Origin of the sequence: Nocardiopsis sp. LDBS0036 (assembly GCF_041228755.1) — a bacterium.
GTDB classification, from domain to species: Bacteria; Actinomycetota; Actinomycetes; order Streptosporangiales; family Streptosporangiaceae; genus Nocardiopsis; species Nocardiopsis dassonvillei.
The window spans coordinates 271,158-294,407 of the sequence record NZ_CP141103.1 but is presented as its reverse complement, the minus strand read 5'-3'; the positions used below and the strand labels follow the sequence as shown (position 1 = coordinate 294,407).

General features: G+C 72.9%; 17 protein-coding genes and 1 riboswitch. Of the genes, 5 read left to right on the top strand and 12 right to left on the bottom strand.

Translation table 11 applies throughout. The features are described 5' to 3' along the window. Positions 1 to 75 precede the first annotated feature (75 nt). Both UIS43_RS01085 and UIS43_RS01080 read left to right on the top strand, forming a co-directional pair. On the top strand, positions 76 to 1,449 hold the full coding sequence (locus UIS43_RS01085; protein ID WP_041553093.1) for a threonine/serine exporter ThrE family protein: 1,374 nt from the start codon (positions 76 to 78) through the stop codon (positions 1,447 to 1,449). A gap of 185 nt (positions 1,450 to 1,634) precedes the next feature. Beyond that, entirely contained in the window at positions 1,635 to 1,823 is a 189-nt protein-coding gene (locus UIS43_RS01080; RefSeq protein WP_013152513.1) for a DUF5999 family protein, read from the top strand. A gap of 127 nt (positions 1,824 to 1,950) precedes the next feature. On the opposite strand, the gene UIS43_RS01075 is transcribed toward UIS43_RS01080, so the two are convergent. The 10 genes from UIS43_RS01075 to UIS43_RS01030 form a co-directional block, all read right to left on the bottom strand. Then, positions 1,951 to 3,207 carry a lipopolysaccharide assembly protein LapB gene (locus UIS43_RS01075; protein ID WP_071621838.1) on the bottom strand — a complete coding sequence of 419 codons (1,257 nt, stop codon included), beginning with the start codon at positions 3,205 to 3,207 and terminating at the stop codon, positions 1,951 to 1,953. A gap of 256 nt (positions 3,208 to 3,463) precedes the next feature. Beyond that, positions 3,464 to 6,358, bottom strand: a complete 2,895-nt coding sequence (gene gcvP, locus UIS43_RS01070) for an aminomethyl-transferring glycine dehydrogenase (RefSeq protein ID WP_013152511.1) — start codon at positions 6,356 to 6,358, stop codon at positions 3,464 to 3,466. A 98-nt stretch (positions 6,359 to 6,456) separates the two neighbouring features. Next, positions 6,457 to 6,546: riboswitch (glycine riboswitch) on the bottom strand. A 231-nt stretch (positions 6,547 to 6,777) separates the two neighbouring features. Further along, the gene (locus UIS43_RS01065) at positions 6,778 to 7,266 is read right to left on the bottom strand and encodes a MerR family transcriptional regulator (protein ID WP_019609133.1); all 489 of its coding nucleotides are present in this window, start codon (positions 7,264 to 7,266) and stop codon (positions 6,778 to 6,780) included. A 465-nt stretch (positions 7,267 to 7,731) separates the two neighbouring features. Next, a complete protein-coding gene (locus UIS43_RS01060) occupies positions 7,732 to 8,205 on the bottom strand; it encodes a bifunctional nuclease family protein (protein ID WP_013152509.1) in 474 nt (157 codons plus the stop codon). 170 nt (positions 8,206 to 8,375) lie between these two features. Then, complete coding sequence (locus UIS43_RS01055; RefSeq protein WP_013152508.1) at positions 8,376 to 8,918, bottom strand: FHA domain-containing protein; 543 nt, start codon at positions 8,916 to 8,918, stop codon at positions 8,376 to 8,378. Between the two features lie 625 nt (positions 8,919 to 9,543). After that, on the bottom strand, positions 9,544 to 12,045 hold the full coding sequence (locus UIS43_RS01050) for a mannose-1-phosphate guanyltransferase (protein ID WP_013152507.1): 2,502 nt from the start codon (positions 12,043 to 12,045) through the stop codon (positions 9,544 to 9,546). A gap of 200 nt (positions 12,046 to 12,245) precedes the next feature. Continuing rightward, positions 12,246 to 13,001: a CDP-alcohol phosphatidyltransferase family protein gene (locus UIS43_RS01045; protein ID WP_013152506.1), complete on the bottom strand. Its 756-nt coding sequence runs from the start codon at positions 12,999 to 13,001 to the stop codon at positions 12,246 to 12,248. A gap of 263 nt (positions 13,002 to 13,264) precedes the next feature. Next, positions 13,265 to 14,656 carry an NAD(P)/FAD-dependent oxidoreductase gene (locus UIS43_RS01040; RefSeq protein WP_071621836.1) on the bottom strand — a complete coding sequence of 464 codons (1,392 nt, stop codon included), beginning with the start codon at positions 14,654 to 14,656 and terminating at the stop codon, positions 13,265 to 13,267. 108 nt (positions 14,657 to 14,764) lie between these two features. Beyond that, entirely contained in the window at positions 14,765 to 15,619 is an 855-nt protein-coding gene (locus UIS43_RS01035; protein WP_370012199.1) for a PRC and DUF2382 domain-containing protein, read from the bottom strand. 190 nt (positions 15,620 to 15,809) lie between these two features. Next, the gene (locus UIS43_RS01030; protein WP_071621834.1) at positions 15,810 to 16,418 is read right to left on the bottom strand and encodes a DUF6309 family protein; all 609 of its coding nucleotides are present in this window, start codon (positions 16,416 to 16,418) and stop codon (positions 15,810 to 15,812) included. A 327-nt stretch (positions 16,419 to 16,745) separates the two neighbouring features. On the opposite strand from UIS43_RS01030, the gene UIS43_RS01025 reads away from it, so the two are divergent. Together UIS43_RS01025 and UIS43_RS01020 are read left to right on the top strand one after the other, a co-directional pair. Further along, positions 16,746 to 17,303 (top strand): chorismate mutase, encoded by a 558-nt coding sequence (locus UIS43_RS01025; RefSeq protein ID WP_013152502.1) that lies wholly within the window; start codon positions 16,746 to 16,748, stop codon positions 17,301 to 17,303. A 349-nt stretch (positions 17,304 to 17,652) separates the two neighbouring features. Continuing rightward, positions 17,653 to 19,350 carry a hypothetical protein gene (locus UIS43_RS01020; protein ID WP_370012197.1) on the top strand — a complete coding sequence of 566 codons (1,698 nt, stop codon included), beginning with the start codon at positions 17,653 to 17,655 and terminating at the stop codon, positions 19,348 to 19,350. Positions 19,351 to 19,470: 120 nt separating this feature from the next. Here UIS43_RS01020 and UIS43_RS01015 read toward each other — a convergent pair whose 3' ends face one another. Continuing rightward, positions 19,471 to 21,153, bottom strand: a complete 1,683-nt coding sequence (locus UIS43_RS01015) for an RICIN domain-containing protein (protein ID WP_071621831.1) — start codon at positions 21,151 to 21,153, stop codon at positions 19,471 to 19,473. Between the two features lie 691 nt (positions 21,154 to 21,844). Between UIS43_RS01015 and UIS43_RS01010 the strand changes: the two genes are divergently transcribed. Further along, a complete protein-coding gene (locus UIS43_RS01010) occupies positions 21,845 to 22,063 on the top strand; it encodes a hypothetical protein (RefSeq protein ID WP_013152498.1) in 219 nt (72 codons plus the stop codon). A 569-nt stretch (positions 22,064 to 22,632) separates the two neighbouring features. On the opposite strand, the gene UIS43_RS01005 is transcribed toward UIS43_RS01010, so the two are convergent. Then, on the bottom strand, positions 22,633 to 23,106 hold the full coding sequence (locus UIS43_RS01005; protein WP_013152497.1) for an SRPBCC domain-containing protein: 474 nt from the start codon (positions 23,104 to 23,106) through the stop codon (positions 22,633 to 22,635). Between the last annotated feature and the right edge of the window lie 144 nt (positions 23,107 to 23,250).

The window sequence follows — 23,250 nt, the reverse complement described above, 5'->3', positions numbered from 1 at the left end:
GAGGAGACGGAGACAGGAATGCCAAGCAAGCGGGAGCGACCCGTGCCCCCGAGCGAGGACCGCCTGCTCAGCAGGATGCGGGACTGGCGCGAGGCGCACGAGCGGGAGCTGACCCCGGACGGCTTCGACGAGACCGAGGACGTCAACCTCCCCGACGCCCGCGCCATCGACCTGGTGCTGCGGGTGGGCGAGCTGATGCTCGCCAGCGGAGAGGGCACGGAGGCCGTCAGCGAGGCGATGCTCAGCCTCTCGGTCGCCTTCGACCTGCCCCGCTCGGAGGTCTCGGTCACCTTCACCACCATCACCCTGTCCACCCACCCCGGGGGCGAACACCCCCCGATCACCGGCGAACGGGTGGTGCGCCGCCGCACCCTGGACTACTTCCGCGTCAACGAACTGCACACCCTGGTGCAGCAGTGCGCGCTCGGCCTGCTGGAACTGGAGGACGCCGCCGCCCGCCTGACCCAGATCAGGCGCGCCCGCATGCCCTACCCCAACTGGCTCATCGCGGTCGGGTTCGGCCTCATCGCCTCCAGCGCGAGCCTCATGGTGGGCGGCGGCCTGATCGTGGCGACCGCGGCCTTCCTGGCCACCGTCATGGGCGACCGCACGTCGGTGTTCCTGGCCAAGCGGGGCGTCGCGGAGTTCTACCAGATGGCGGGCGCCGCGGTGGTGGCCGCCACGATCGGCGTGGCGCTGCTGTGGGCCAGCACCACGCTGGACCTCGGCCTCCAGGCCGGGGCGATCATCACCGGCAACATCATGGCCCTGCTGCCCGGACGCCCGCTGGTCTCCAGCCTCCAGGACGGCATCAGCGGCACCTACGTGTCGGCGGCGGCGCGCCTGCTGGAGACCTTCTTCATCCTGGGCGCGATCGTGTCCGGCGTGGGCGCGGTCGCCTACACCGCCCAGCGCCTGGGCGTGAACATCAACCTGGAGGACCTCCCCTCCGCGGGAACCTCGATGGAGGTCCCCGTACTGATCGGCGCGGCGGGGATCGCGGTGGCCTTCGCGATCTCGCTCGCCGTACCGCCCCGGATGCTGCCGATGATCGGCGTGCTCGGCGTGATGATCTGGGTGATCTACGCGAGCATGCGCGACCTGCTGCACGTGCCCGCGGTGGTGGGCACGGTCGCGGGCGCGGTCGCGGTGGGCGTGGTGGGCCACTGGCTGGCGCGGCGCACGCGCAGACCGGTGCTGCCCTACCTGGTCCCGTCGATCGCCCCGCTGCTGCCCGGCAGCATCCTGTACCGGGGCCTGATCGAGATCACGCAGGGCGACCCCTCCGCCGGGCTGCTCAGCCTCGCGGAGGCGGTCACGGTGGGCCTGGCGCTGGGCGCGGGGGTCAACCTCGGCGGCGAGCTGGTCAGGGCCTTCCAGCACGGCGGGCTGGCCGGCGCGGGGATGCGCAGCCGCCCTGCGGCGCGCCGGACACGCGGCGGGTACTGAGTTCCTCGTGTCCGAGGACGGACGGGGCAGAACCATTGCTGGCCTGGGGGTGTCTCACCTCCCGAGAGCGGACGACAGCGGCGGGGCGAACACATCCGTGTTAAACCGCGACAAGCATGTGATGTGAACCACTACTCTTGGCGTCAGCTCAACGACGAGCACCTCTGGACCGAAAGGCCTGTCCCATGTGCAGCCACGAACCTGCCTGCCCGTCCTTCGAGGACACCGACCGCGAGGCGGCCCGGGTCGTCTCCAGCCACCCCGAGCAGGGCTGGAGCCTGCTCTGCAACGGTGTCGTCCTCTTCGACGACACCGGTGAGCTGCTTCCCGACGGGGCGGTCGTCGCCCCGCACCGGCCCCGCGTCGCCGCCTGACGCCCGGCCGCACCCGCACACCGCGGCCGCGAGGCCGACGTACCCCGCCCGGCAAGCACCCCCGGGCGGTGAGGTGTCCCCCGACGGCCCCCGGTGACCGCACGAGCGCCGGGGCCCGTCCCCGGCCTCACTCCCGGACCGCGTCGGGCCACCCCTCCGGCAGCACGTCCTGGCCGCCCATCGCCTCGCTCAGGCGACGCCGGAAGTCGGCGTGCACTCCGGGCCCCCACACCAGTCCGCTCGGCGTGCGCAGCGCCTGTTCCATGACGGCCCGCAGCGCCGCCGGGCGCGCCTCCCCCTCGGCCACCGGCAGCGCCAGCAGGGCGTGCATCTGGGTGACCACGGCGAACAGTTCCCCCGCCAGCGCGGGCGCGCTCGCGGTCGCCGCGGCCTCCTCCAGGTAGGGGTCCCACCACGCCTCCCCGGCCCCGCCGTCCTCCTCGGGCCCGGCGAAGGCCCTGCGCAGCCTCTGGCGCACCTGCCCCGCGGTGTCCGGGTCCCGGTCCCCCAGGCCCAGCCGCCAGACCCGCTCGGCCGCGCCGGGGTCCCCGCGCAGCGCCAGCAGCCCCGCCAGGAGCTCCACGGCGGCGGCGAAGGTGCCAGGCGCGACCCCCGGCTCCTCGGCGTCCTCAAAGGCCGCGTCCGGGTCCACGATGGCGCCGACGTCGGCGATGGCGTGCTCCAGGTGGGTGGCGGCGCGCAGCAGGCGCAGGCCCGGGTCGTCGGCGACCGACAGGCCGCGTTCGACCGCGGCCGCGGCGGCGCCCGGCAGCCCCCGCCCCAGCAGGCGTTCGGCCAGGTCGCGGGAGGCGTCCACGACGGTGGCCGCGTGCAGGCGGCCGAGCGAACCGGGGTCGGACGGCAGGGCCAGCGCCGCCTCCCAGTGCTCCTCGGCCCCGCCGGTGTCGCCGCGCCCCTCGGCGGAGCGGGCCAGCCCGTAGTGCGCCACGGCCGTGTAGTCGGCCCCGCCCAGGTCGAGCAGGCGGCGCCAGACGCGGTCGGCCTCGGCGTGGTCGCCGTCCTGTTCGAGGGAGAGCGCCAGGTGGTAGGCGGCGCGCGGGGCGTAGCGCGGGTCGCCGGTGGCCAGGGCGCGGCGGGCGGCCTCACGGGCGGCGGCCAGGTCTCCCCGCTGGTCCTCGACCACGGCCAGGCCGAGCAGGGCGCGGGCCTGCACCCGCGGGTGGGGGTTGGCGGCCACCGCCTGCTGGTAGAGCCTGGCCGCGCGTTTGAGGTGGCCGCTCCCGGCGAGGTCCTGGGCCTGGTCGCACAGTTCGGCGGCGCCCTGCCCGGTCGGCGCCTGCGCCTCGTCCGTGTCCCGGGGATCGGTGGCCGGGGGCGGGTCGGCGGGGCCAGAGCGCGCGGAAGGTCCGGACGTCGTGGTCATGCTCTCCGCTTTCCATGGGGGTGGCGGGGTGGCGGTCCGCGTGGTGGGAACGCGATCCGTGTCGCCGCAACTCTAACGCCTGCGGCGGCCGGGGACCGGGGACCCGCGCCGCGACCGGTGGGCACGCCCCGCTCTTCACCCCTCTCCTGCCGAGGTAGAGAACAAAACGGACTTTTACGACGTAGATCTACAAAGGGACAACAGGGAAGGGGCGCCGGTCCTCGGACCGGTGCCCCTTCCCGCGGCCCGGGCCGCCCTACAGCTCGAAGGCCTCCGGCGGCGGGCAGGAGCAGACCAGGTTGCGGTCACCGTAGGCCTGGTCGATCCGGCCGACCGGGGGCCAGTACTTGTCCGTGCGCAGCGACGCCAGCGGGTAGGCCGCCTCGGCGCGCGTGTAGCCGTGCGACCACTCGTCCGCGGTCACCGCCTCAGCGGTGTGCGGGGCGTTGCGCAGCGGGTTGTCCTGCGCGTCCCACTCCCCCGAGGCCACCTTGTCGATCTCGCCGCGGATCGCGACCATCGCCTCCACGAAGCGGTCCAGCTCGGCGAGGTTCTCGCTCTCGGTCGGCTCCACCATCAGGGTGCCGTTGACCGGGAACGACATCGTCGGCGCGTGGAAGCCGTAGTCCATGAGCCGCTTGGCGAGGTCCTCGTTGCTGATGCCGCTGGCCTTCTGGAGCGGGCGGATGTCCACGACGCACTCGTGCGCCACCAGACCGCCCGCACCGGTGTAGAGCACCGGGAAGTAGGGCTCCAGCCGCTTGGCCAGGTAGTTCGCCGACAGCACGGCGACCTCGGTGGCTGAGCGCAGCCCCTCCTCGCCCATCATGCGCACGTAGGCCCAGGAGATGGGCAGGATGCCCGCCGAGCCGAACGGGGCCGCCGAGACCGGTCCGACCCCCGTGTGCGGGCCCGCCTCGGGCTGGCCCGGGTGGTTGGGCAGGAAACCGGCCAGGTGCGAGCGGACCGCGACCGGGCCCACGCCCGGACCGCCGCCGCCGTGCGGGATGCAGAAGGTCTTGTGCAGGTTGAGGTGGCTGACGTCGGCCCCGAACTCGCCCGGCTTGGCCCAGCCCAGCAGCGCGTTGAGGTTGGCGCCGTCCACGTACACCTGTCCGCCCGCCTCGTGGACCAGGCGGCACACCTCGGTGACGGTGTCCTCGTACACGCCGTGCGTGGACGGGTAGGTGATCATGATGGCGGCCAGGTCGTCGGCGTGCTTGCCGGTCTTGGCGCGCAGGTCCTCCAGGTCGACGTTGCCGTTGTCGTCGCAGGCCACCACGGCCACGCGCATACCGGCCATCACGGCGCTGGCGGCGTTGGTGCCGTGCGCGGAGCTGGGGATCAGGCACACGTCGCGGTGGGCCTCGCCGCGCGAGCGGTGGTAGCCGCGGATGGCCAGCAGCCCGGCGAACTCGCCCTGGGACCCGGCGTTGGGCTGGAGGGACACCGCGTCGTAGCCGGTGACCTCGGCCAGCCAGGCCTCCAGCTGGCGGATCAGGGTCACGCTCCCGGCGGCCTGGTCCAGCGGCGCCAGCGGGTGCAGCCCGGCGAACTCGGGCCAGGTGACGGGCTCCATCTCCGCCGTGGCGTTGAGCTTCATGGTGCACGAGCCCAGCGGGATCATCGTGCGGTCCAGGGCCAGGTCGCGGTCGGAGAGGCGGCGCATGTAGCGCAGCAGCGAGGTCTCGCTGCGGTGGGTGCCGAACACCGGGTGGGTGAGGTAGTCCACCTGGCGGGCCAGCTCGGCGGGGAGGCGGTCGGCGTCCTCGTCCACGCTCAGGCGCACGCGCGAGGAGCCGCGCTCGGCCTCGCCGAAGGCGGCCAGGACCTTCTCCAGGTCGGCCTCGGTGGTGGTCTCGTCCACGCTCACGCCGACCGTGTACTCGTCCGCGGCCAGCAGGTTGTACCCGGCCTCCAGGGCGGACTCCACGACCCGGGCGGCACTGGGCACGCGCACGCGCAGGGTGTCGAAGTAGGCCCGGTGCAGGACCTCGAAGCCGCGCTCGGCGAGGGCGTCGGCCAGGGCGGCGGTGCGGGTGTGCACCTGGCGGGCGATCGCGCGCAGGCCGTCGGGACCGTGGTAGACGGCGTACATCCCGGCCATGACGGCGAGCAGGACCTGCGCGGTGCAGATGTTGCTGGTGGCCTTCTCGCGGCGGATGTGCTGCTCGCGGGTCTGGAGCGCCAGCCGGTAGGCGGGCTTGCCCGCGTTGTCCACCGAGACGCCGACCAGGCGGCCGGGCAGCTGGCGGCGCAGCTTCTCGCCCACGGACATGTAACCGGCGTGCGGGCCGCCGAAGCCGAGCGGGACGCCGAAGCGCTGGGTGGAGCCGACGGCGATGTCGGCGCCCAGGTCGCCGGGGCTGCGCAGCAGCGTCAGGGCCAGGATGTCGGCGGCCACCACCGCGAGGGCGCCGCGTTCGTGGGCCTGGGCGATGACCCGGCCCGGGTCGCGCACGGCGCCGCTGGAGGCCGGGTACTGCACCAGGACGCCGAAGGCGTCGCCCTCGGGCAGGCCCTGCGACAGGTCGGCGACCACGACCTCGATGCCGAGGGGTTCGGCGCGGGTGCGCAGCACGTGCAGGGTCTGGGGGAAGACGTCGGCGTCGACGACGAAGACGTCGGCCCTGCTCTTGGAGGCGCGGCGGGCCAGGGTCATGGCCTCGGCGGCGGCGGTGGCCTCGTCGAGCAGGGAGGAGCCCGAGACGGGCAGGCCGGTCAGGTCCGAGACCATGGTCTGGAAGTTGAGCAGGGCCTCCAGGCGGCCCTGGGAGATCTCGGGCTGGTAGGGCGTGTAGGCCGTGTACCAGGCGGGGTTCTCCATGATGTTGCGCAGGATGACCGGCGGGGTGAGGGTGCCGTAGTAGCCCTGGCCGATCAGCGAGGTGCGCACCTGGTTGCGGGAGGCCAGGTCGCGCAGCTCGGCCAGGGCCTCGGCCTCGCTCAGCGCCGGGGGCAGGTCAAGCGGCGCGCTGCGGCCGGGGCCGGTGAGGATGGACTCGGGCACGGCGTCGGCCATGAGTTCGGCGGTGGAGCCGTAGCCGACCGCCTTGAGCATCTCCTGGACCTCGGCGGGCGTGGGGCCGATGTGGCGGTCGGCGAACACCCGGGCGGGTGCGCCGGGGGTGTGCACGGGCTGGTCTGGCACGGAGACCTCCTGGTGACAGGGCCGAGTCGGGTCGGCGGTGTTCCTCACGGTCTCCCCCTCTGTCACCGGGCACGACGGCGCCCAGGCTTCAGAGCGGCCTCCTCCACGCGGTCCATGGTGCCTGAGAGGTTACTGGGGAGTATTGCCCCGTCGGCGCCCCGTTGCGGGGTCTCTCTCGCGCGGTGTCGACAGCCAGCTGACGATCTGTACGTGTGTACAAGCAGGGTGAATGTCGGTTTTCATCCCTGTTGTGACTACGACCGTACTCGATGGCTGCCCCGGGCGGCTCTTCCGGGCAGGCGTTTCGCCCACATCACACCCAGAACCTGGAGGTTCGTCCAAATAACCGCGGCCCCGAAGCACCCGCGCCCCCTGCCGACACACGGCCGCCCCGGGGCTGGGGGCGGCGCCTGTCGGTCTCAGCCGGTACGGCGCTCCCGGCGGCGCCTGGCCAGCTCGTCCACGGGCTGGGGCGCGGCGGCGGGCAGGTCGGCCCGCTCCTCCGCGGGCACCACGCCCAGGGCCTCCTCCACCTCGCGCCAGACGTTGCCCAGCGCCAGTCCGAACATGCCCTGCCCGCGCTGCATGAGGTCCACGACCTCCTCCGGGGAGGTGCACTCGTAGACGCTGACGCCGTCGCTCATGAGGGTGATGCGGGCCAGGTCGGGGGCGGGACGGCCGCGCAGGTGGTCGACCGCGGTGCGGATCTGCTGGAGGGATATCCCGGTGTCCAGGAGCCGTTTGGCGACCTTGAGCAGCAGGATGTCGGGGAGGCTGTACAGGGGGGCGTTGTGGGCTCCGGTGAGCACGCTCGGCTCCACCAGGCCGGTCCTGGCCCAGTAGTCGAGCTGGCGGTAGCTGATCCCGGCGGCCGTACACGCCGCGGGGCCCCGATACCCGACGTCCATAGGCAGCGCCACCAAGTCTTCTTCGCACAGTAGGCCCTGCTGCCCCGCTAGCCGCAGCGCGGACCGCCTGTCATGGGGATCCCGCTTGCCGCTCGCTACCGCCACGCCGACCTCCGGCTTCTCGTCCCACGGCGGTCTCGACAGGGGATGTCCACTCAGGGAACGGGTGCGCCGTGGGTTCCACTGCACTGAAGGTAGGACGGCCGACCGGCAGCGTCAACGACACCACGCGGCGCGTCGCCAAGTGCGCGCGGCGCCGGTGTGCCGGGGCCTCCCCGTTGGCGCCCGACGCGCACCCGGGGGTTTCGGCCCTGATCATTACGACCACTTCCGTTACCCAATCTATCACCGGCTCCACGGGTGAAGCCGCAGGTCGGGGCGTGTCCTCCCCGGCCCGCGCCACCGCAGCGGCACGGGACCCGCGCCTGGGCGCGGGCCCCGGGGGAGTGCACGTGCGTCACCGGACTACTCCGTGCGCCTGCCGAAGTCCTCGGGCGAGATGTTGTCCAGGAACTCCCGGAACGCCTCGACCTGGTCCTCCTGCTCGTCCGGGATGGGCATCCCGGCCTCGTCGATCACGTCCTCGTGCGCGTAGATGGGCGTGCCCGTCCGTAACGCCAGGGCGATCGAGTCGGAGGGGCGCGCGCTCACCTCCACACCGTTGCTGAAGACCAGCTGGGCGTAGAAGATGCCGTCGCTGAGGCCGGTGATGTTCACCGTCTTGAGCCCGGTGTCCAGGGCGTCGAGGACGTCCCGGAACAGGTCGTGGGTGAGCGGTCTGGCCGGCGCGACGCCCTGTTGGGCCAGCGCGATCGCGGTGGCCTCCACGCCGCCGATCCAGATAGGCAGGTAGCGGTCGCCTTCGGATTCCTTGAGCAGGACAATCGGCTGGTTCGAGGGCATCTCAACACGGACGCCGACGACCTCCATGTGCTTCACAGCGTCTCCGTCCCACGAGTCGTGATGCCGGATGGGCGCTCGTCCCTGCTCCCGCTGTGGATCAGGACCCGAGGGCGAAATCGGCACCCTTCGTTACAAAGTTCTCCGGCGGCGGGGGGCCGCAAACCTCATCGGCCCACCCGCCGCTCCCGCGGTCGTCCCCGCGCCGGTCAGCGGCGCGGTTTGGTCAGCAGGACCATCCGGAACTTGCCGATCTGGATCTCGTCGCCTCCGCCGAGCTGGGCCTCGTCGACCGGCTCGCGGTTGACGTAGGTGCCGTTGAGGCTGCCCACGTCGCGGACTCCGAACCCGTCGCCGCGGCGGAAGAACTCCACGTGGCGCCGGGAGACGGTGACGTCGTCCAGGAAGATGTCGCTGTTGGGGTGGCGGCCGGCGGTGGTCACGTCACTGTCCAGCAGGAAACGGCTCCCGGCGTTGGGGCCGCGCCTGACCACCAGCAGAGCCGTGCCCGGCGGCAGAGCGTCGGGGTTGGCGGGGTCGTCGCCGCCCAGCTCGTCGCCGGACTCCTCCTCTTCCAGGGCCTGTATGCCCGAGAGGGAGATGGTGGACGTGACGTCTCCGCCGGAGTCCCTGCCAGTGCCGGGTCGGGGGCCCTGCTGTTCGGCTCTGCGGATCGGAGTTCCGCAGTGGGAGCAGAAACGGGCATCATCCGCAACGGCGTGACCGCACTGCGTGCAGTAAACGCTCGACATAGGTCGGCTCGGCCTCCTACCGCACGGGGCGGTGCTTGATTGGGCTGATCGGTGGCACGTACCGGGCGTCGGGCGGGCACGCGGCCCGCACGCCGTCCGGTACGCGGTGAGACGGCCCGCTGTCGCGGCAGCGGTGCGCCTCACGCGGTCGGTCGCTAGGTCTCATCCCCCGTGTCGCACTCCTTGTCACCACCGGCGAGGGTGTCCGCCGTTGCCGGGATACCCGGTCCGATAGGCGACGCGGCGCTTCGGGGAACACTCGACTTTAAACCATATCCCTGTCCAGGAAGGGTTTTGCTCCTCCCCCGCCCACTGTGGACGACCCGTCGGGAACGGATCGCCGAGCGGTGTGCCCGCCGTCGCGGAGGGTGTCCGGCGACGGCGGCGGGCCGGGTCGGGGCAACACGCCTGTCCTGGTGCTGATGCCGTGTCGGCGGGTTTGGTTCTCCACGGATCCCCCTGGATTCGCGCCGACTTCACCGGACCGCCACGACCTGCCTGTATGCCCATTTTAACCCGCGGGGTCACACACGGTAGGGGCCGCGCCCGCGCACCGGGCGTGACGACGCGGGTACGCGCCGCGCGGGCGCGGACGGGCGACCCGTCCGCGCCCGCGCGGCCCGCCTCAGCCCTCGGCCCGTTCCACGACGGCCGCCCACTCGTCCAGCAGACGGTGTGCGGTGTCGGAGTTGGGACCTTCGGCCCAAAGATGGGTGACGGCCTCCGCGGTGTCGGGGAGGACCAGGGCCCAGCTCCCGTCCGGCTCGATCACCCGGACGCCGTCGGTGGTGTCGAGTTCGCGGCCGCCAGCCGCCTCCACGACGGCGCGCATCACGCTCCCCTTGACCGCCCACGGGGTGGGCACCGAACGGCGCAGCAGGTGCGCCTGGGGGATCGTGCGGTCGATCTGGCTCAGCGATCGGCGGGTCCTGGCCACCAGCGCCAGCAGCCGCACGAAGGCGGCGATGGCGTCGGTGGTGGGGCTGAACCGCGGCACGATGAACCCGCCGCGGCCGTCGCCCGCGAAGATGACGTCGTCCTGGGCCTGGACCGCCTTGGTCAGCTCGTCGGTGGCCGTGGCCGTCCAGTGGACCTTGACCCCGTGCGAGGCGGCCACGGTCTCGGCGACGCGGGTGGTGGTGACGGGCAGGGCCACCGTCCCGGTCCCGTACTCGGCGCAGACCAGCTCCAGGACGACCAGCAGGGCCCGGTCGCTGTGCACCAGGGCGCCGTTCTCGTCCACGATGGACAGCCGTTCGGCCACGGGGTCGAAGCGCACGCCGAAGTCGGCTCCCGATCCCGAGACCAGCTCGCCCAGCCGCCCCAGGTCGCGGTTCTGCTTGGCGACGGTGTCGGTGGGCGAGGACTCGTCCAGCCGGTTGTTGACGGTGAGCACGTCCACGCCGATCCGGCCCAGCAGGGAGGGCAGGATGAGCGAGCCGCTGCCCCCGGCGCAGTCCACCACGACCTTGAGTTCGGCCTCGGCGACGCCGGAGGTGTCCACCTTGCGCAGCAGCTCGTGGGAGTAGCTCTCCACGTTGCGCGACGGGAAGGTCAGCTCGCCGATCTCGCCGGGGAAGGCCCGGCGGTACTCGGCGCGGGAGAAGACCCGGTCGAGCTTGCGCTGGGCGCCGGGCGACAGGTCGGCGCCGTCGCCGTCCAGGAAAAGGATGTCGACCGACTCGGGGTCCCCCGGGGTGGTGCGCACCGTGATGCCGCCGCTGACGCCGCTCTGGGAGGTGTGGAAGCGGGCCACGGGCAGCGGCACCACCTCCAGGTCGCGCACCTCGATGGCGGCCGCGGTGAGCGCGCTGATGATCGCGCGCTTGAGCGTACGGGCGGCGCGCGAGACGTCACGCGAGGTGGTGACGATCGCGCCCTTCTTCAGGGTGGTGGCGTAGGCGTTGGCCAGGCGCACCGCCAGTTCCGGGGTGATCTCGACGTTGATCAGGCCGGACACGCCCCGGGGGCCGAACAGCGAGCGCTGCCCGCGCGACTCCCAGATGACGTTGGTGCTGACCACCGCACCGGCCTCGATGGTCTTGAACGGGTAGACCTTGACGTCGTTGTGCAGGTAGGCCTCGGACTCGACGACGCAGTCCTCGCCCACGACCGCGCCCTCCTCGATCCGGGCGGCCGCCATGACGTCGGTGTTCTTGCCGATGACGGCGCCGCGCAGGTTGGCGCCGCGGCCGATGAACACGTTGTCGTGCAGGACCGTGCGGTGGGCGAAGGCCTCCGAGCGCACGACGGTGTTGCTGCCGACCACGGTGAACTCGCGCAGCTCGGCGCCCGCCTCGACCTTGGCGTAGTCGCCGATGTAGAGCGGGCCCTTGAGGACGGCCTCGGGGTGGACCTCGGCACCCTCGCCGACCCACACCCCCGGGGAGACCTCGAAGCCGTCGATGTCCACGTCCACCTTGCCCGAGAGCACGTCGGCCTGGGCGCTGAGGTAGCTCTCGTGGGTGCCCACGTCCTCCCAGTAGCCGTCGGCGATGTAGCCGTAGAGGGGCTCGCCCTCCTCCAGCAGCTGGGGGAAGACGTCGCCGGACCAGTCGACGACCTCGCCCTCGGCGACGCGTTCGAGGACCTCCGGCTCCATGATGTAGATGCCGGTGTTGACGGTGTCGGAGAAGACCTGGCCCCAGGTGGGCTTCTCCAGGAAGCGCTGGACGCGCCCCTGCTCGTCGACGATGATGATGCCGAACTCCAGCGGGTTCTCCACCCGCTTGAGGCCGATGGTGACCTTGGCGCCGCTCTCGCGGTGGAAGCGGACCATGTCGGTCAGGTCGATGTCGGTGAGGGCGTCACCGGAGATGACGATGAAGGGCTCGCCGCGCAGGTGCTCCTCGGCGTTCTTGACGCTGCCCGCCGTGCCGAGCGGCACCTCCTCGGCGACGTAGCTGAGCTTCATGCCCAGCTCCTCGCCGTCGCCGAAGTAGTTGCGGATGAGGGTCGCCAGGAACTGCACGGTGACCACGGTCTCGGTGAAGCCGTGCTTGCGCAGCAGGCGCAGCACGTGCTCCATGATGGGTTTGTTGACCACCGGCAGAAGCGGTTTGGGCTGGTTGGCCGTCATGGGGCGCAGGCGGGTTCCCTCGCCGCCCGCCATCACGACGGCCTTCATCGGAGGCACGGTGGCCTCCGGGGTGGTGTCTGCGGCCTGGCTCATCGCCGGTACCTCCGTACCGCTGGGCCGCCGGTGCGCGCCGCGGGGGGATGGTGTTCGGAGCGCACGCCGTTGCGGGCGGCGGGACATGTTCTCATGCGGAGACGACACTCCCTCTCGATCCGACAGGACTCGTGGTGAGCCGGTCCGCGTGCGGATCAGGGGCCGGTCCGTCCCTGGTCCGGGCGGATCGGTCGGTCCGCGCCCTCGGCGGCCGCGCCGGGATCGCCGTCAGCGGTCGCCGGTGCGGCTGGACCGGGTCGGTCCTGGGCGTGACCGCGCACGGGGTCGCTGTCGCCCACGGCCCTGGGGCCGCCGGTGCGATCAGCGCCTTCGTCGCGGCGGGTCTGGGCCATCAGGCGCAGTCCCTGTACGGCGTAGAGCAGTCCGGCCCACCAGTACAGAGCAGTTCCCCAGAGCGCGAAGGCCCAACCTATAATCCTCGCCACATCTGCGGCGATCGTGGCGTAACCAGCGAGGAACAGCAGCGGGAACGAGTACAGCAGGCACAGCGTGGCGGCCTTGCCCGCGAAGTTGACCGGCAGGGGTCCGTAGCCGAAGTGGCGCAGGAGCGGCAGGGCGCCCAGGATGAGGACGTCGCGCAGCACGAGGATGCCCATGAGCCACCAGGGCACGATGCCGCGGATGACCAGGCCGAGCAGGGCCGCGAAGATGTAGAGCCGGTCCGCGAGGGGGTCGAGCACGGTTCCCAGGCGCGAGGTCTGGTTCCAGGCGCGGGCGATCTTGCCGTCGAGCCAGTCGCTCAGGCCCGCCAGGGCCAGCACGAGCAGGGCCCACCAGTCGGCTTGGGGCACCAGCACGAGCCACAGGAACAGGGGCACGCCCAACAGCCGGAGCATGCTCAGTAGGTTGGGAACCGTCCAGACGCGGTCACTGACCGCCGGGCTGACCACATCGCCCCCCGCCGTGTGTCTGCCTTCTTGCGCGGATCGCCCCATGGCGCCAACGATAACGGGCGGGAGGGTCGTTTCCCGCCATCGTGGGTCCACCGGCCCTGGTCGGAGGACGGCCGCACCCCGATCGTACCGTGTACGCTTTGCGGCCTTCCCGGACGCGGCCCCTCACCACCGTCCAACGCGGGGCGGCCCGGCGGGGTTCCCGGTCCGCTGCTCCGGTCCCGGCCCCACCGGTCCACCCGGGTCGCGCGGTGGCGGGCTCACAGCTCCAGGATGCGCTCGGCCTCCCTGCGGCCCGAGAGCAGGGCGCCGTGCACGGTGGCCGTGTGCTCGGTCTCGGTCGCCTCTCCCCCGAAGAACAGCCGTTCGCCGACCGGCTCGCCCAACGCCACCCTGTCCTCGTCCCCCGACCCCACGGCGGTGAAGGAGAAGCTGCCCCGGGCGAACGGGTCGTCCATCCAGTGGGTGAGGTGGTGGCCGACGGGTTCGGGCACCTTGCGGAACAGGCCGCGCAGCGAGTCCAGCGCGTGCCCGACCACGTCGGCCTCGTCCTTCGCCTCCAGGAACCGGGCCGCGTTGCCGCCGTTGCGGCAGACCAGGATCGGCGCCCCCATGACCCGCTGTCCCGCGTACCAGTGGAACCAGGTTCCCTCCTCGGTCCCCAGGTGCACCAGGACCTCGGCGTCGCCCCAGAAGACCTCCTCGAAGCGCAGGAACAGCTTCTCCAGGCGGCCGCTGCCCAGGCGTCGGACGGCTCCGGTCTTGTCCTCGGGCAGCGCCGGGTCGAAGTCGACCCCTCCTGCCTTGAGCACACCCAGGGGCAGTGTCACCAGGACCCGGTCGGCGGTCAGGGTCTCCTCCCCCTCGGGCGTGTCCACGCGGACGCCCGCGCCGTCCCCGTCGTGGAAGACCGACCGCACCACGTGCTCCAGGCGCACGTCCAGCCCCCGGGCCAGGTGGTCGGTGACCTGGGCCATGCCGTCCGGGAAGACGACGTCGTCACCGCTGAACTCGTGCAGGGCCGCCACCGCGGTGAAGGCGACCTCGTCGGCGTCGGCGCCGTGGTCGCCCTCCACGAGGCGGTGCACGATCTCGTTGGCGTCGCGGGCCCTGGCCCGCACCAGGTTGGCGTCGTAGAGGGCCTGCTTGATGCCCTCCTCCATCGACTCCTGCGGTGTGGCCCCGACGTTGTCCCAGTACATGTGCTCGTGCAGGAGGTTGACGTCCTCCATGTTGCGGCGGTGGCGGTCGAAGAGCAGCCTGCGGCCCTTGGGGTCGTAGGCGGTCTCGGTGGAGCGGTTGAACACGGTCGTGCGGACGCCGATCTCGCGGACCAGGCGCGCGAAGGGGTTGTTCTCCTCGCCGCGTATCCAGGAGGCGCCCACGTCCAGGGTGGCCGACGTGCCGTCCCACTCGCGCAGGGAGTGGACGCGCCCGCCCAGGCGGTCGCGGGCCTCCACGACGGTGACGCGCTCACCCTCCTCGGCGAGCCGGTCGGCGGCGGCCAGCCCGGCGACGCCCGCGCCCACCACGATGGTGTGCCCGCGCCCGGGTCCGGCCTCGCGCCCGCGCGGCGGGGACACCGTCTCCTGCTCCCTCTCCTCGCCCCCGTCCTCGGTGGTCTCCTCGCTGACGTCCCCCGGCTCAGTCATGTACCTCCCCCTCCGTGTGGGCGCGCGACAGCGGTGCGCACGCGTCGTCCCCGGACCGCGTGTCCGGGGACGACTCCGGCCCTGGCCGGGCCCGGCCGTGCGGCCGGGTCAGGCGTTGGCGGGCGGCTCCCCCTCGTCGTCCTCCAGCTCGACCCGCTCGCGGCGGCGCTGGCCCTGGACGTGCTCGTCGCGGGTCACGTCGCGCTTGCGGACGTGGATCTCCTCGACGGGGACCTGCTCCTTGGAGACGACCGGGCGCTCCTCGTAGAGCGTGAAGGTCTCCTCGTCCTCGCCCATCTCCCGGGGCTCGCGCACCGCGGAGGGGTCGTCCACCGGGCGGCGCTCGACCTGGAGCTCGTCGTGGTGCAGCGGGACCGTCTCGTCGAACTGCTCGGTCTCGACGTACTTGTGCATGCGGGCGTGCCCGGCCTCACGCCGCTCCACGCCGATGTCCACGCGCTCCTCCGAACGCGTCATCGAGATGTCGTCGCGCTCGTCCGCCCTCGCGGGGTCGCGGTCGCGCATGCCGGCGTCGCCGGCCACGCCCCCCGCCGCTCCTCCGGCGGCGCCCCCGGCCACGTCCTCCCGGCCGGTGGTCTGCGGCCCGGGGCCGCGGCCCATCGCGGTCTCCTCACCCCGCATCGGGGGGCCGCCGTGCTGCGCGTAGTACTGGCGGACCGTCTGCTCCTCCTCGGGAGAGATGTGCCGGTCGGCGTCAATGTGCGGGGCGTCCTTGACGACGGACTTGTCGTAGGGGACCCGGATGTCCTCCTCCACGGGCTGGGAGCCCTGGAGCGGGACGAGGGTCTCGTGCCTGCCGAACAGGCCGGTGTGCACGGACACCCAGCTCGGCTGGTCGGTGTTGTCGTCGAGGTAGACCTGGTTGATCTTGCCGACGTTGTGGCCCTCCCGATCGAGGACGTGGTGCCCGATCAGGTCTGCGGGTGTGCGATCGCGTGCCACGATGTCCCCCTAGTGGTTCGCGTGGTCGAGGGGCGGGTGCCCCAACGCTGTCCGCCCACCCCCTACCCGCCGTGAGCTGCGCGGACTAACGGCTCACCCAAGCCGCTACCGAGTCCGGGGCGAGTGTTGGCGCTCCCTTTGCCCCGGGCGGCCGCGCGTTGACGGCGTCGGGAGGCTCGACCCCTCGGGGTCAAGCCTCCTTGGTGTCGGCGGTGGCCTCGGCTGGGGCCGTCGCGGAGGGACGGGCCGCGGAGGGGGCGTCCGGGTCGCGGAGGTCGGGCAGGGGCCCGGCCAGATAGGCCTCGAGGAGGGGCCGCGAGGGGAGCCGGTCCGCCAGCGCCCAGGCGAGCATGCGGTGCAGGCCGTCCAGGTGGGTCACCGCGTCCGTGCGTTCGAGCCGCTCGTAGAAGGGGTGGTCGAGGGCGCGCGAACTCAGGAACAGCGGCGCGCGGGCCGCGCCGGTGTGCCAGTCCAGCTTGCCCCAGCACACCGGGTTGCTGGCGGGGTACTCCCGGCCCCAGTCGGTGAGCGTGCCCAGGGTCTCGGCGACGGTCGCCCCGGCCGGGGGGACGAGTTCGCGCTCCCCGTACTCGCCCGTGTGCCAGGGCAGGAGCACGGACAGGACGTCCTCGCGGTCCAGGGCGACCCGGTGCCACGTCCCGCCGAGCTGGCGGGTGGCCAGGGTCAGGGCGCTCTCGGCGTACGTGTTGGTGGCACGGGAGACCTCGTCCTCCAACGGGTGGGTGGCGCGGAAGCGCCGGATGACGGTGTCGGGGGTGACGGGTTCGAGGATCTGCACGGGTTCGGTCCTCAGGTCGGTCCGCCGGGTGGCGGGCGGTCACGGGGGCGACGGTCGTGGAGGTTGTGCGGCCGCGGGGGGCTGGACGGTCACGGGGGGCGGCGGTCGCGGGGGTTCAGGGACCACGGCGGCGACGGCGGTCCTGCGACGCGGGAGCCGCCGCGACCCGTGATCGCGGCGGTTACCGCTGCCCGAAGGATAGACGGCCACGGCGCGTCGGGAAAGGGAACGCGCATCCCCTGCCACCACCCTTCGCACGCGCTTCGACACGCAGGGCTAGGATACGGGGGTCCCGCCGCTCCCGCCGTCGCCCCGAGGTCCTCGTCCATGCGCACCGCAGCCACCCTCGCCGCCGCCGTCGCGGCCCTGCTCCTGGTCTCCCCCACCGCCGCCGCGTCCGCCCCGCCGAACGGCCTGGAGGCGGTCGTGCTCCTGGCCGCCGACCGGCTCGACACCGCTCCGCTGGTGGCCGCGGCCAAGTGGCACACCGGCGACCCCGTCGAGTCCCCCGAGCGCGAGGCGCGGGTCCTGGCCGCCGTCGAGCGGCGGGCCTATGAACTCGGCGCGGACCCGGCGTCCGCCGTCGCGGTCACGCGCGACCAGATGGAGGCCAACAAGGTGGTCCAGCGCGGCCTGCACGCCCAGTGGTACGCACAGGCCGACCGGCGGCCCGAGCACGCGCCGGACCTGGCCGGGGTGCGTGCCGAACTGGACCGGATCACCCCCGCGCTGGTGGAGGAGCTGGCCGCGGCCGAGGAGGAGCGCACCGCCCCCGGCTGCGCGGCGCGGCTCGCGCGGAGCACGGACGAGACCGCGGCCGCGCGCGGACTCGACCGGTTGGCCTCGGCCGCCCTGTCCGGCGCGCTGGAGTCGGTCTGCGTCTGAGCCGGTGACCCGCGACCGGGCACGGCGGGCACGGGCGGGGCCGGACCTCTCCCGGGCGGGCGGCCCGGAGGCCGGAAGGCGCGGGGCGGAGGACGTGAGCAGACGGCCCGGACGCCAGGAGACAGCCAGGAGACATGGGACGGGCGGGTCACCGCTCTGAGCGGAGCGGCGCCGTCGAAGGCTTCGCTCGGCCGACCCCTCGCCCTGGTGGGGGTTCGTGGGCGGAGACGCCGTACCGGCGGACCGGCCGCCGCGTTCCGCGGCCCGGGAGGAGGGTCTGTCGGGAGCGTCCGCTAGAACGGGAACCCCTGCCCCCGGCACCAGTGTTCCCGACAGGAGAGGCCGCCCCATGAGTCACAGCCCCGGACGCCCCGAGGACCTGCCCCGCCCGGAGGTGCTGTGGGCCCGCGCCGGGGCGCTGGCCGCGCTGATGGCGGGGTTGGAGGACGACCTCGGGATCCTCTCCCTGGAGGACGGGGTACTGCGCTACCACGACGGCGGCAGCAGCGACTGGTACCTGGCCTGGTGCGGCGGTGACGGCCGGGCCGTGATCGTCGGCTACGACCGCGACACCAGCGACAGCACGGACAACGGCAAGCGCCCCGTCGACCTGTTCGCCGAGGCGCCCGACTGGCTGCCCTGGGAGTGGATCGCGGCCCACGAGGCGCGCACGAACGTCGGGTTCGCCTACTGGTGGGACGGGCGGGCGTGGGCGCGCGGCCCCTACCCCGACGACTGGGAGGGCGACGGGCTGCGCCTGGACCGGTACGCGTCGGTGGAGGCGGCCGTGGACGCGGTCGTCGGGCTGCTCTTCGAGGGGTTCGCTCCCGAGGACGAGCACGGGGAGGCGCTGCTCCCGGAGCCGGGCGCCGCCCTCATGAGGCGCGCGCGGGAGGGCACGGTGGACGCGGACTCGCTCGCGGCGGTGCTGAGCGTCCTCGACACCCAGTACACGGACGAGGACGACGAATACGAGGCCCCCGGGTGGGACGCCGGGGCCGCGCTGGCGGCGGCCGAGCGGCTCGGGCTGACCCCGGGGTCGCGCCTCCCCTTCCTCCCCCTCGGCGAGGCCGGGCCCGAACGCCCCGCGCGCCCGGTCATCAGTGAGAGGACGCGGTCGCTGCTGCTGTGGGACGCGCTCCGCCGGGAGCCGGAACGGGACCGGCCCCCGGTCCCCGAGACCGGCGAGCTTCTCCGTGTCCTGGAACGGGTACGCGCGCTGGGTCTGGCCGAGGGCGGCGAGGCCGTCGTGGAGTACACCTTCGCGGGGGAACGGAGGGTCCTCGACGCGTCCGGCGAGGAGTTCAAGGACTACGACACGGACCTGATGGACGGCCTCGACGCCCTGCGCGCGGCCGAGGACGTCCGGGGACGCGGCCGGTGGCTGTACCTGCGACTGGCCGTGTCGGAGGAGGGGTACGACGCCCGGCGACGCTACGACCGCTGGCCGGAGGAGGCTCACGAACACCTCGTCGGCTACCTGCCGGAGACGGCGTACCGGCTGAACGGGGAGGGCGCCCTGCGGGCTCCGGAGTGGCGGCCCGCGTGGGCGGAGCTGGTGGAGGACGAGACCCTCGTGCGCCCGCCCGCCCCGACGCCGTCCGAACGGCCGAGCCGACCGGTGGCCGTCCTGGACGAGGAGGGGCAGCGTGAGCTGCTGGAGAGGATCGCGGGGTTCCTGCCGAGGCCGGAGGGCTGGCGGGAGGCCGTGCTGGACGCCCGGTTCCTGGTCGGCTACGAACGGCTGCGGGTGAGGGTGGTCCTGGAGGACGGGACCGTGCGCGAGGGGCGCGGGCACTACCGGCTCCCCGACCTGGTGCGGAACCTGCGGGCGGGCATGTACCGGCCGGACCGGGGCGCCTGGTTCGGCCTCCGGTACACCGTGGACCTGGACGGAAGCCGGGTGGAGGCCGACCACGACTCCGAGCCCGCCTTCGACATGGCCCCGCTGGACTTCGACTACGCCCTGGACCAGGCGTACTACCCGCGTTCGGGGGAGTACGTCCCCGCCTGGCTGGCGGAGCGCCTGGCCGCCGCGCGCGGCTGAGTGCCGGGCGGGGCCGGGCGCTCCGGGGCGGGCGACGCCGGGGCCCCAGGGGGTCGGGCCCCGGCGTCACGCGTGGTCAGGGCGCGTTCCGGCCGTGGTCAGCGTGTGGTCGAGGTGTGGTCAGCAGGTCTGGTCGCTGCTGCTCTGGAAGGTGACGTTGCGGACGGTCAGGTTCACCGAGCACGGGTTCTCGACCAGTGAGGTGTTGGCCAGCGTCAGGTTCTGGAACGTGACGTTCGAGGTGTTGGCGAACTCCGAGCGGGCCGCGATCCGGACGCTGCCCGGACCGGCGATCGTGCCCCCGGAGAAGGTGACGTTGTGGCAGTTCTCGACCAGCACCGCGTTGTTGCCGGTCTGGGCGATGTCCACGCGGTCGATGACCGCGCCGCCGCTCTCGGAGACGCAGAAGACCCCCCGGCCGCCGCCGCGGGCCCGGACCTCGCCGACCCGGATGTTGGTCGGGTAGTCGCTGCCGATCCGCCCGTTGCGGTTGGCCATGCGGAAGGCCGCGTAGCCGGTTCCGGTCCCGGCGCCCTCGGCGTCCACCCGGTCCACCGTGGCGTTGACGGTGTTGTTGAGCAGCAGGCCCGAGTAGCCGGTGTCGCGGGCCGTGACGGTGCCGATGTCCAGGCCGTCCACGCTGTAGGTCTCCACGCCGTGGTTGTCGGTGCCCGACACGTACACGTCGTCGATGCTGATGTCGCGCGTGGTGCGGTTGGCGTCGCTGCCCCGGCTGTCGATACGCATGCCCAGGCCGCTGGACAGGCGCAGGTCGATCTGGCCGAAGTGGACGTTCTGCGAGCCGCGCACGAAGACGCCGAAGTACGGCGAGCCGGTCACGGACAGGTGGGGGACGGAGACGTTCTGGGCGTTGCGGATCCGGACGGCGGCGTGGTCGGCGCCCACCGACCCGGACACGTGGATGGTGCCGCAGACCTCCAGTGAGGTGTGGCTGGGCAGGTCGAGCGAGGTGTTGGCGGGCATGGAACCGGATCCGCGCACCACCACGCGCTGCTGGGAGGTGCGGCCGGAGTCGAGGCTGCCGACGGCCGCGCGCATGGCGGCGAGCATGTCGCCGCCGGTGTAGACGGTGCTGCCGCCGTTGCGGGCGGTCCAGGTGGAGCCGTTCCGCACCGCTTCGGCGTGGTGGGAGCCGCTGCCGCAGTCGCCGTCTCCCCCACCGCCGGTGTCGTCCACGCGGACCAGGTCCCAGACCTGGTTGGCTCCGCCGAGGGAGTCGTACTGCGACAGGCGGTCGCCCGGGGTGGTGCTCCACTCCCAGACCTCCAGGGCCTTGCCGCTGAGGCGGTTGATCAGCTGGACGCCGCCGCCGGTGTCCACGGGGCGCCACTGCTGGTTGGCGTTGCCGAGATCGGTGAACTGGCGGATCTCGGCGCCGTTGGCGGTGGAGTGCTCCCAGACGTCGACGGCCTTACCGCTGTGGCGGTTGACGAGGCGGTAGTAGCCGTCGCCGGAGGGGACGAAGCGGAACTGCTGCCAGGGGCGGTCGGTGCGTTCCCACTGGATGATCCGCGCGCCGTCCTGGGTTCCGGCGCTCTCGACGTCGGCGACCAGGCCGCTGTGCTGGTTGCGCAGGACGTAGTAGGCGCCGGTGTCGATGTCGGCGGCCCGGGCGGGGGTGACGGCGGCGGCGGAGAGGCCGCTCGCGCAGAGGACGACGGCCAGGGCGGAGTACAGGAGCCGCCGCAGGCGCGACAGGCGCGAGAGCTGTCTGCGGGAGGGCGGGGAGGACGGCGGAGCGGTCCGGGGCGCGCCGGGGGGAAGCGGGGGGTTGATGGGCACTGCTGCTCCTCTGTGCGAACTCCGGACGGCGGTGTCCGGAAGGAGTGGGGGGTGGGGAGCGCTCCCATTGCACCGGAAGCTAACACGAAAAACGTTTTTACGGTAGCCGTGCGACTACGGTCGGGAAGGGACCGGGTTCCGGAGGGTGGAGGGGCGGGGAATCTGCGCGGTCCTCTACGCGCACCAGGCGACCTGCACTGAAACGAGGTCGGGGAGAAGCCGTGCGTCACGAAGCCCCGGAAGCAGGCTCGCGGCGCTGCTCCACCACGGCTGGACGGTCTTCGACCAGCACACCCGCCAGTACTGGGCCGCGCACACCGGCCGCATGCGGCTGGTCTGCGCCGACACCCCCGAGGAGCTGATCCGCTCGGTCGCCGCCGTCACGGCAGCACCGGGCACCTCCCCTTCCGCGGGTTCCAACGGAACTCCTGACTCTCAGCGGTGCCGCTACCGACAACCGGTCGCGGCGCCCCGCCCGCCACACCGCTGCGAAGGAGCGGAGAACAACCATGAACCCCGCAGAGCTGTACACGCTCGTGTCGGACGAGACACCAGTGAAGGAAGTGGAGCAGGCACGGAGAAGGGGTCAGGACCACACGGACCGGAAACGGCCAGAACCCCTGTGGCGCAAGGCCTGCGTGCTAGTTTCGGCGTCCCCTGAAGGCCCCTCGCAAAGCCTGAACGGAGATCCATGGAACTGGAACTGCTCGCCAAGGACCCCGCCTCCGGGGGCAAGGGCTGCCCCTCCGTCTACCTCAGCGACACCGGAGAGTTCGTCGTCCAGGGCCCCGCTCTGGCACCGGAGGACTGGGCGAAGGTGGAGAATCCCCTGCCCGGGGAAAACGCGGTCCGCATCTCCCCCGAGGTCGTTCTCGCCGCCGTCGAACTCCACCGCCAAAGACAGGGCTGACCGCCTTCGGTGCCGGGTTCCGCAGCATCTGGGGAACCCGGCGCCGTCGTCTCCTGGCAGGAGCGGTACCGACCTCCCCGGTTTCCCGTGGATCGGCCGAGCGGCTGCTCGACCGGCCGGACGCGGCGCTGAGCGAACTGGCTGCCGAGGATTCACGTCTGGACGCCCTCTCCGAGGAGGACGAGTTGAGTGATCTGCGCGCCGTGATGACGGCTTCCTATCGGGCCCTGGACGACGACACCGCCCGCTTCTTCCGGCGTCTGGGCCTGCACCCGGGGCCGGAGTTCTCCTGCGGGGCCGCCGCCGCGCTCACCGGCGCCCCGCAGGCGGAGGCCCGAAGGCTCCTGGACCGCCTGACCCGCGCGAACCTCGTGGAGCGCCCGCGCGAGGACCACTACCGCCTGCACGAACTGGTTCGCCTGTACGCGGTCGAGCGGGTCCGCGCCGAGGAGGGACCGGAGGCGGCGGGCGAGGCCGTCGGACGGGTGGCCCGGTGGTACAGCACGCCGATGCCTGGCAGGGCGGTCCGGTCCCGGGCGGGCGTCTCCGTCCGGGACCGGGTCGCCGGGTCAGCGCTCCACGTGGGCCGCGAGGTTGGCCAGGGACGAGGCCAGGGCCTCCTCGTGGACGGCGTGGTCGATGCCCCGGGGCACGTCGGCGGCCTCGACGGTGACCAGGGTTCCCTCCGGGTCCGCGGTGAGGGTCCAGGTCATCGTCATCGTCCCGGCGAAGTCGGGGTCCGGGGACTCGAAGTCGATCCGCTGCACGACCCGCTCCCCGGGCACCAGCTCGGCGAAGGCGACCTCGGTGACGTCCTCCGTCGCCGAGGTCTTGCCGTGCCCCGCCCCCGGGTCGAGGTAGGTCAGCACCATGCGGAAGCCGCCCCCCGGCCACGGCTCGAAGCGGTCGATCCGGCCGGTCATGCCCTCCGGCGGCAGCCAGGCCGCGAGGGCGTCCGGCTCGGTCATCGCCGCGTAGACCGCCGCCGCGGAGGCGCGGACGGTCCTGCTCCCCCGGTCGGTACGCGGTGGTCTCGATGCCATGGTCGCCCTCCTCGAACACTGCTGTGCGTGTACGCGGGCAACCTAGCCGACACCGCCGACAGACCGGGCGCGCCCCGCCCGGCCCCACCGTGCCCGGCATCCGACTCTTGGGACGCGCCGGTGGCGGACGCCCGCCGGGGTTCC

Bases quoted from the DNA above. Each gene is read 5' to 3' on its own strand.
- UIS43_RS01085 (WP_041553093.1), top strand. From the start codon at position 76: ATGCGGGACTGGCGCGAGGCGCACGAGCGGGAGCTGACCCCGGACGGC.
- UIS43_RS01080 (WP_013152513.1), top strand. From the start codon at position 1,635: ATGTGCAGCCACGAACCTGCCTGCCCGTCCTTCGAGGACACCGACCGC.
- UIS43_RS01075 (WP_071621838.1), bottom strand. From the start codon at position 3,207: ATGACCACGACGTCCGGACCTTCCGCGCGCTCTGGCCCCGCCGACCCG.
- UIS43_RS01065 (WP_019609133.1), bottom strand. From the start codon at position 7,266: ATGGACGTCGGGTATCGGGGCCCCGCGGCGTGTACGGCCGCCGGGATC.
- UIS43_RS01055 (WP_013152508.1), bottom strand. From the start codon at position 8,918: ATGTCGAGCGTTTACTGCACGCAGTGCGGTCACGCCGTTGCGGATGAT.
- UIS43_RS01050 (WP_013152507.1), bottom strand. From the start codon at position 12,045: ATGAAGGCCGTCGTGATGGCGGGCGGCGAGGGAACCCGCCTGCGCCCC.
- UIS43_RS01040 (WP_071621836.1), bottom strand. From the start codon at position 14,656: ATGACTGAGCCGGGGGACGTCAGCGAGGAGACCACCGAGGACGGGGGC.
- UIS43_RS01025 (WP_013152502.1), top strand. From the start codon at position 16,746: ATGCGCACCGCAGCCACCCTCGCCGCCGCCGTCGCGGCCCTGCTCCTG.
- UIS43_RS01020 (WP_370012197.1), top strand. From the start codon at position 17,653: ATGAGTCACAGCCCCGGACGCCCCGAGGACCTGCCCCGCCCGGAGGTG.
- UIS43_RS01010 (WP_013152498.1), top strand. From the start codon at position 21,845: ATGGAACTGGAACTGCTCGCCAAGGACCCCGCCTCCGGGGGCAAGGGC.
- UIS43_RS01005 (WP_013152497.1), bottom strand. From the start codon at position 23,106: ATGGCATCGAGACCACCGCGTACCGACCGGGGGAGCAGGACCGTCCGC.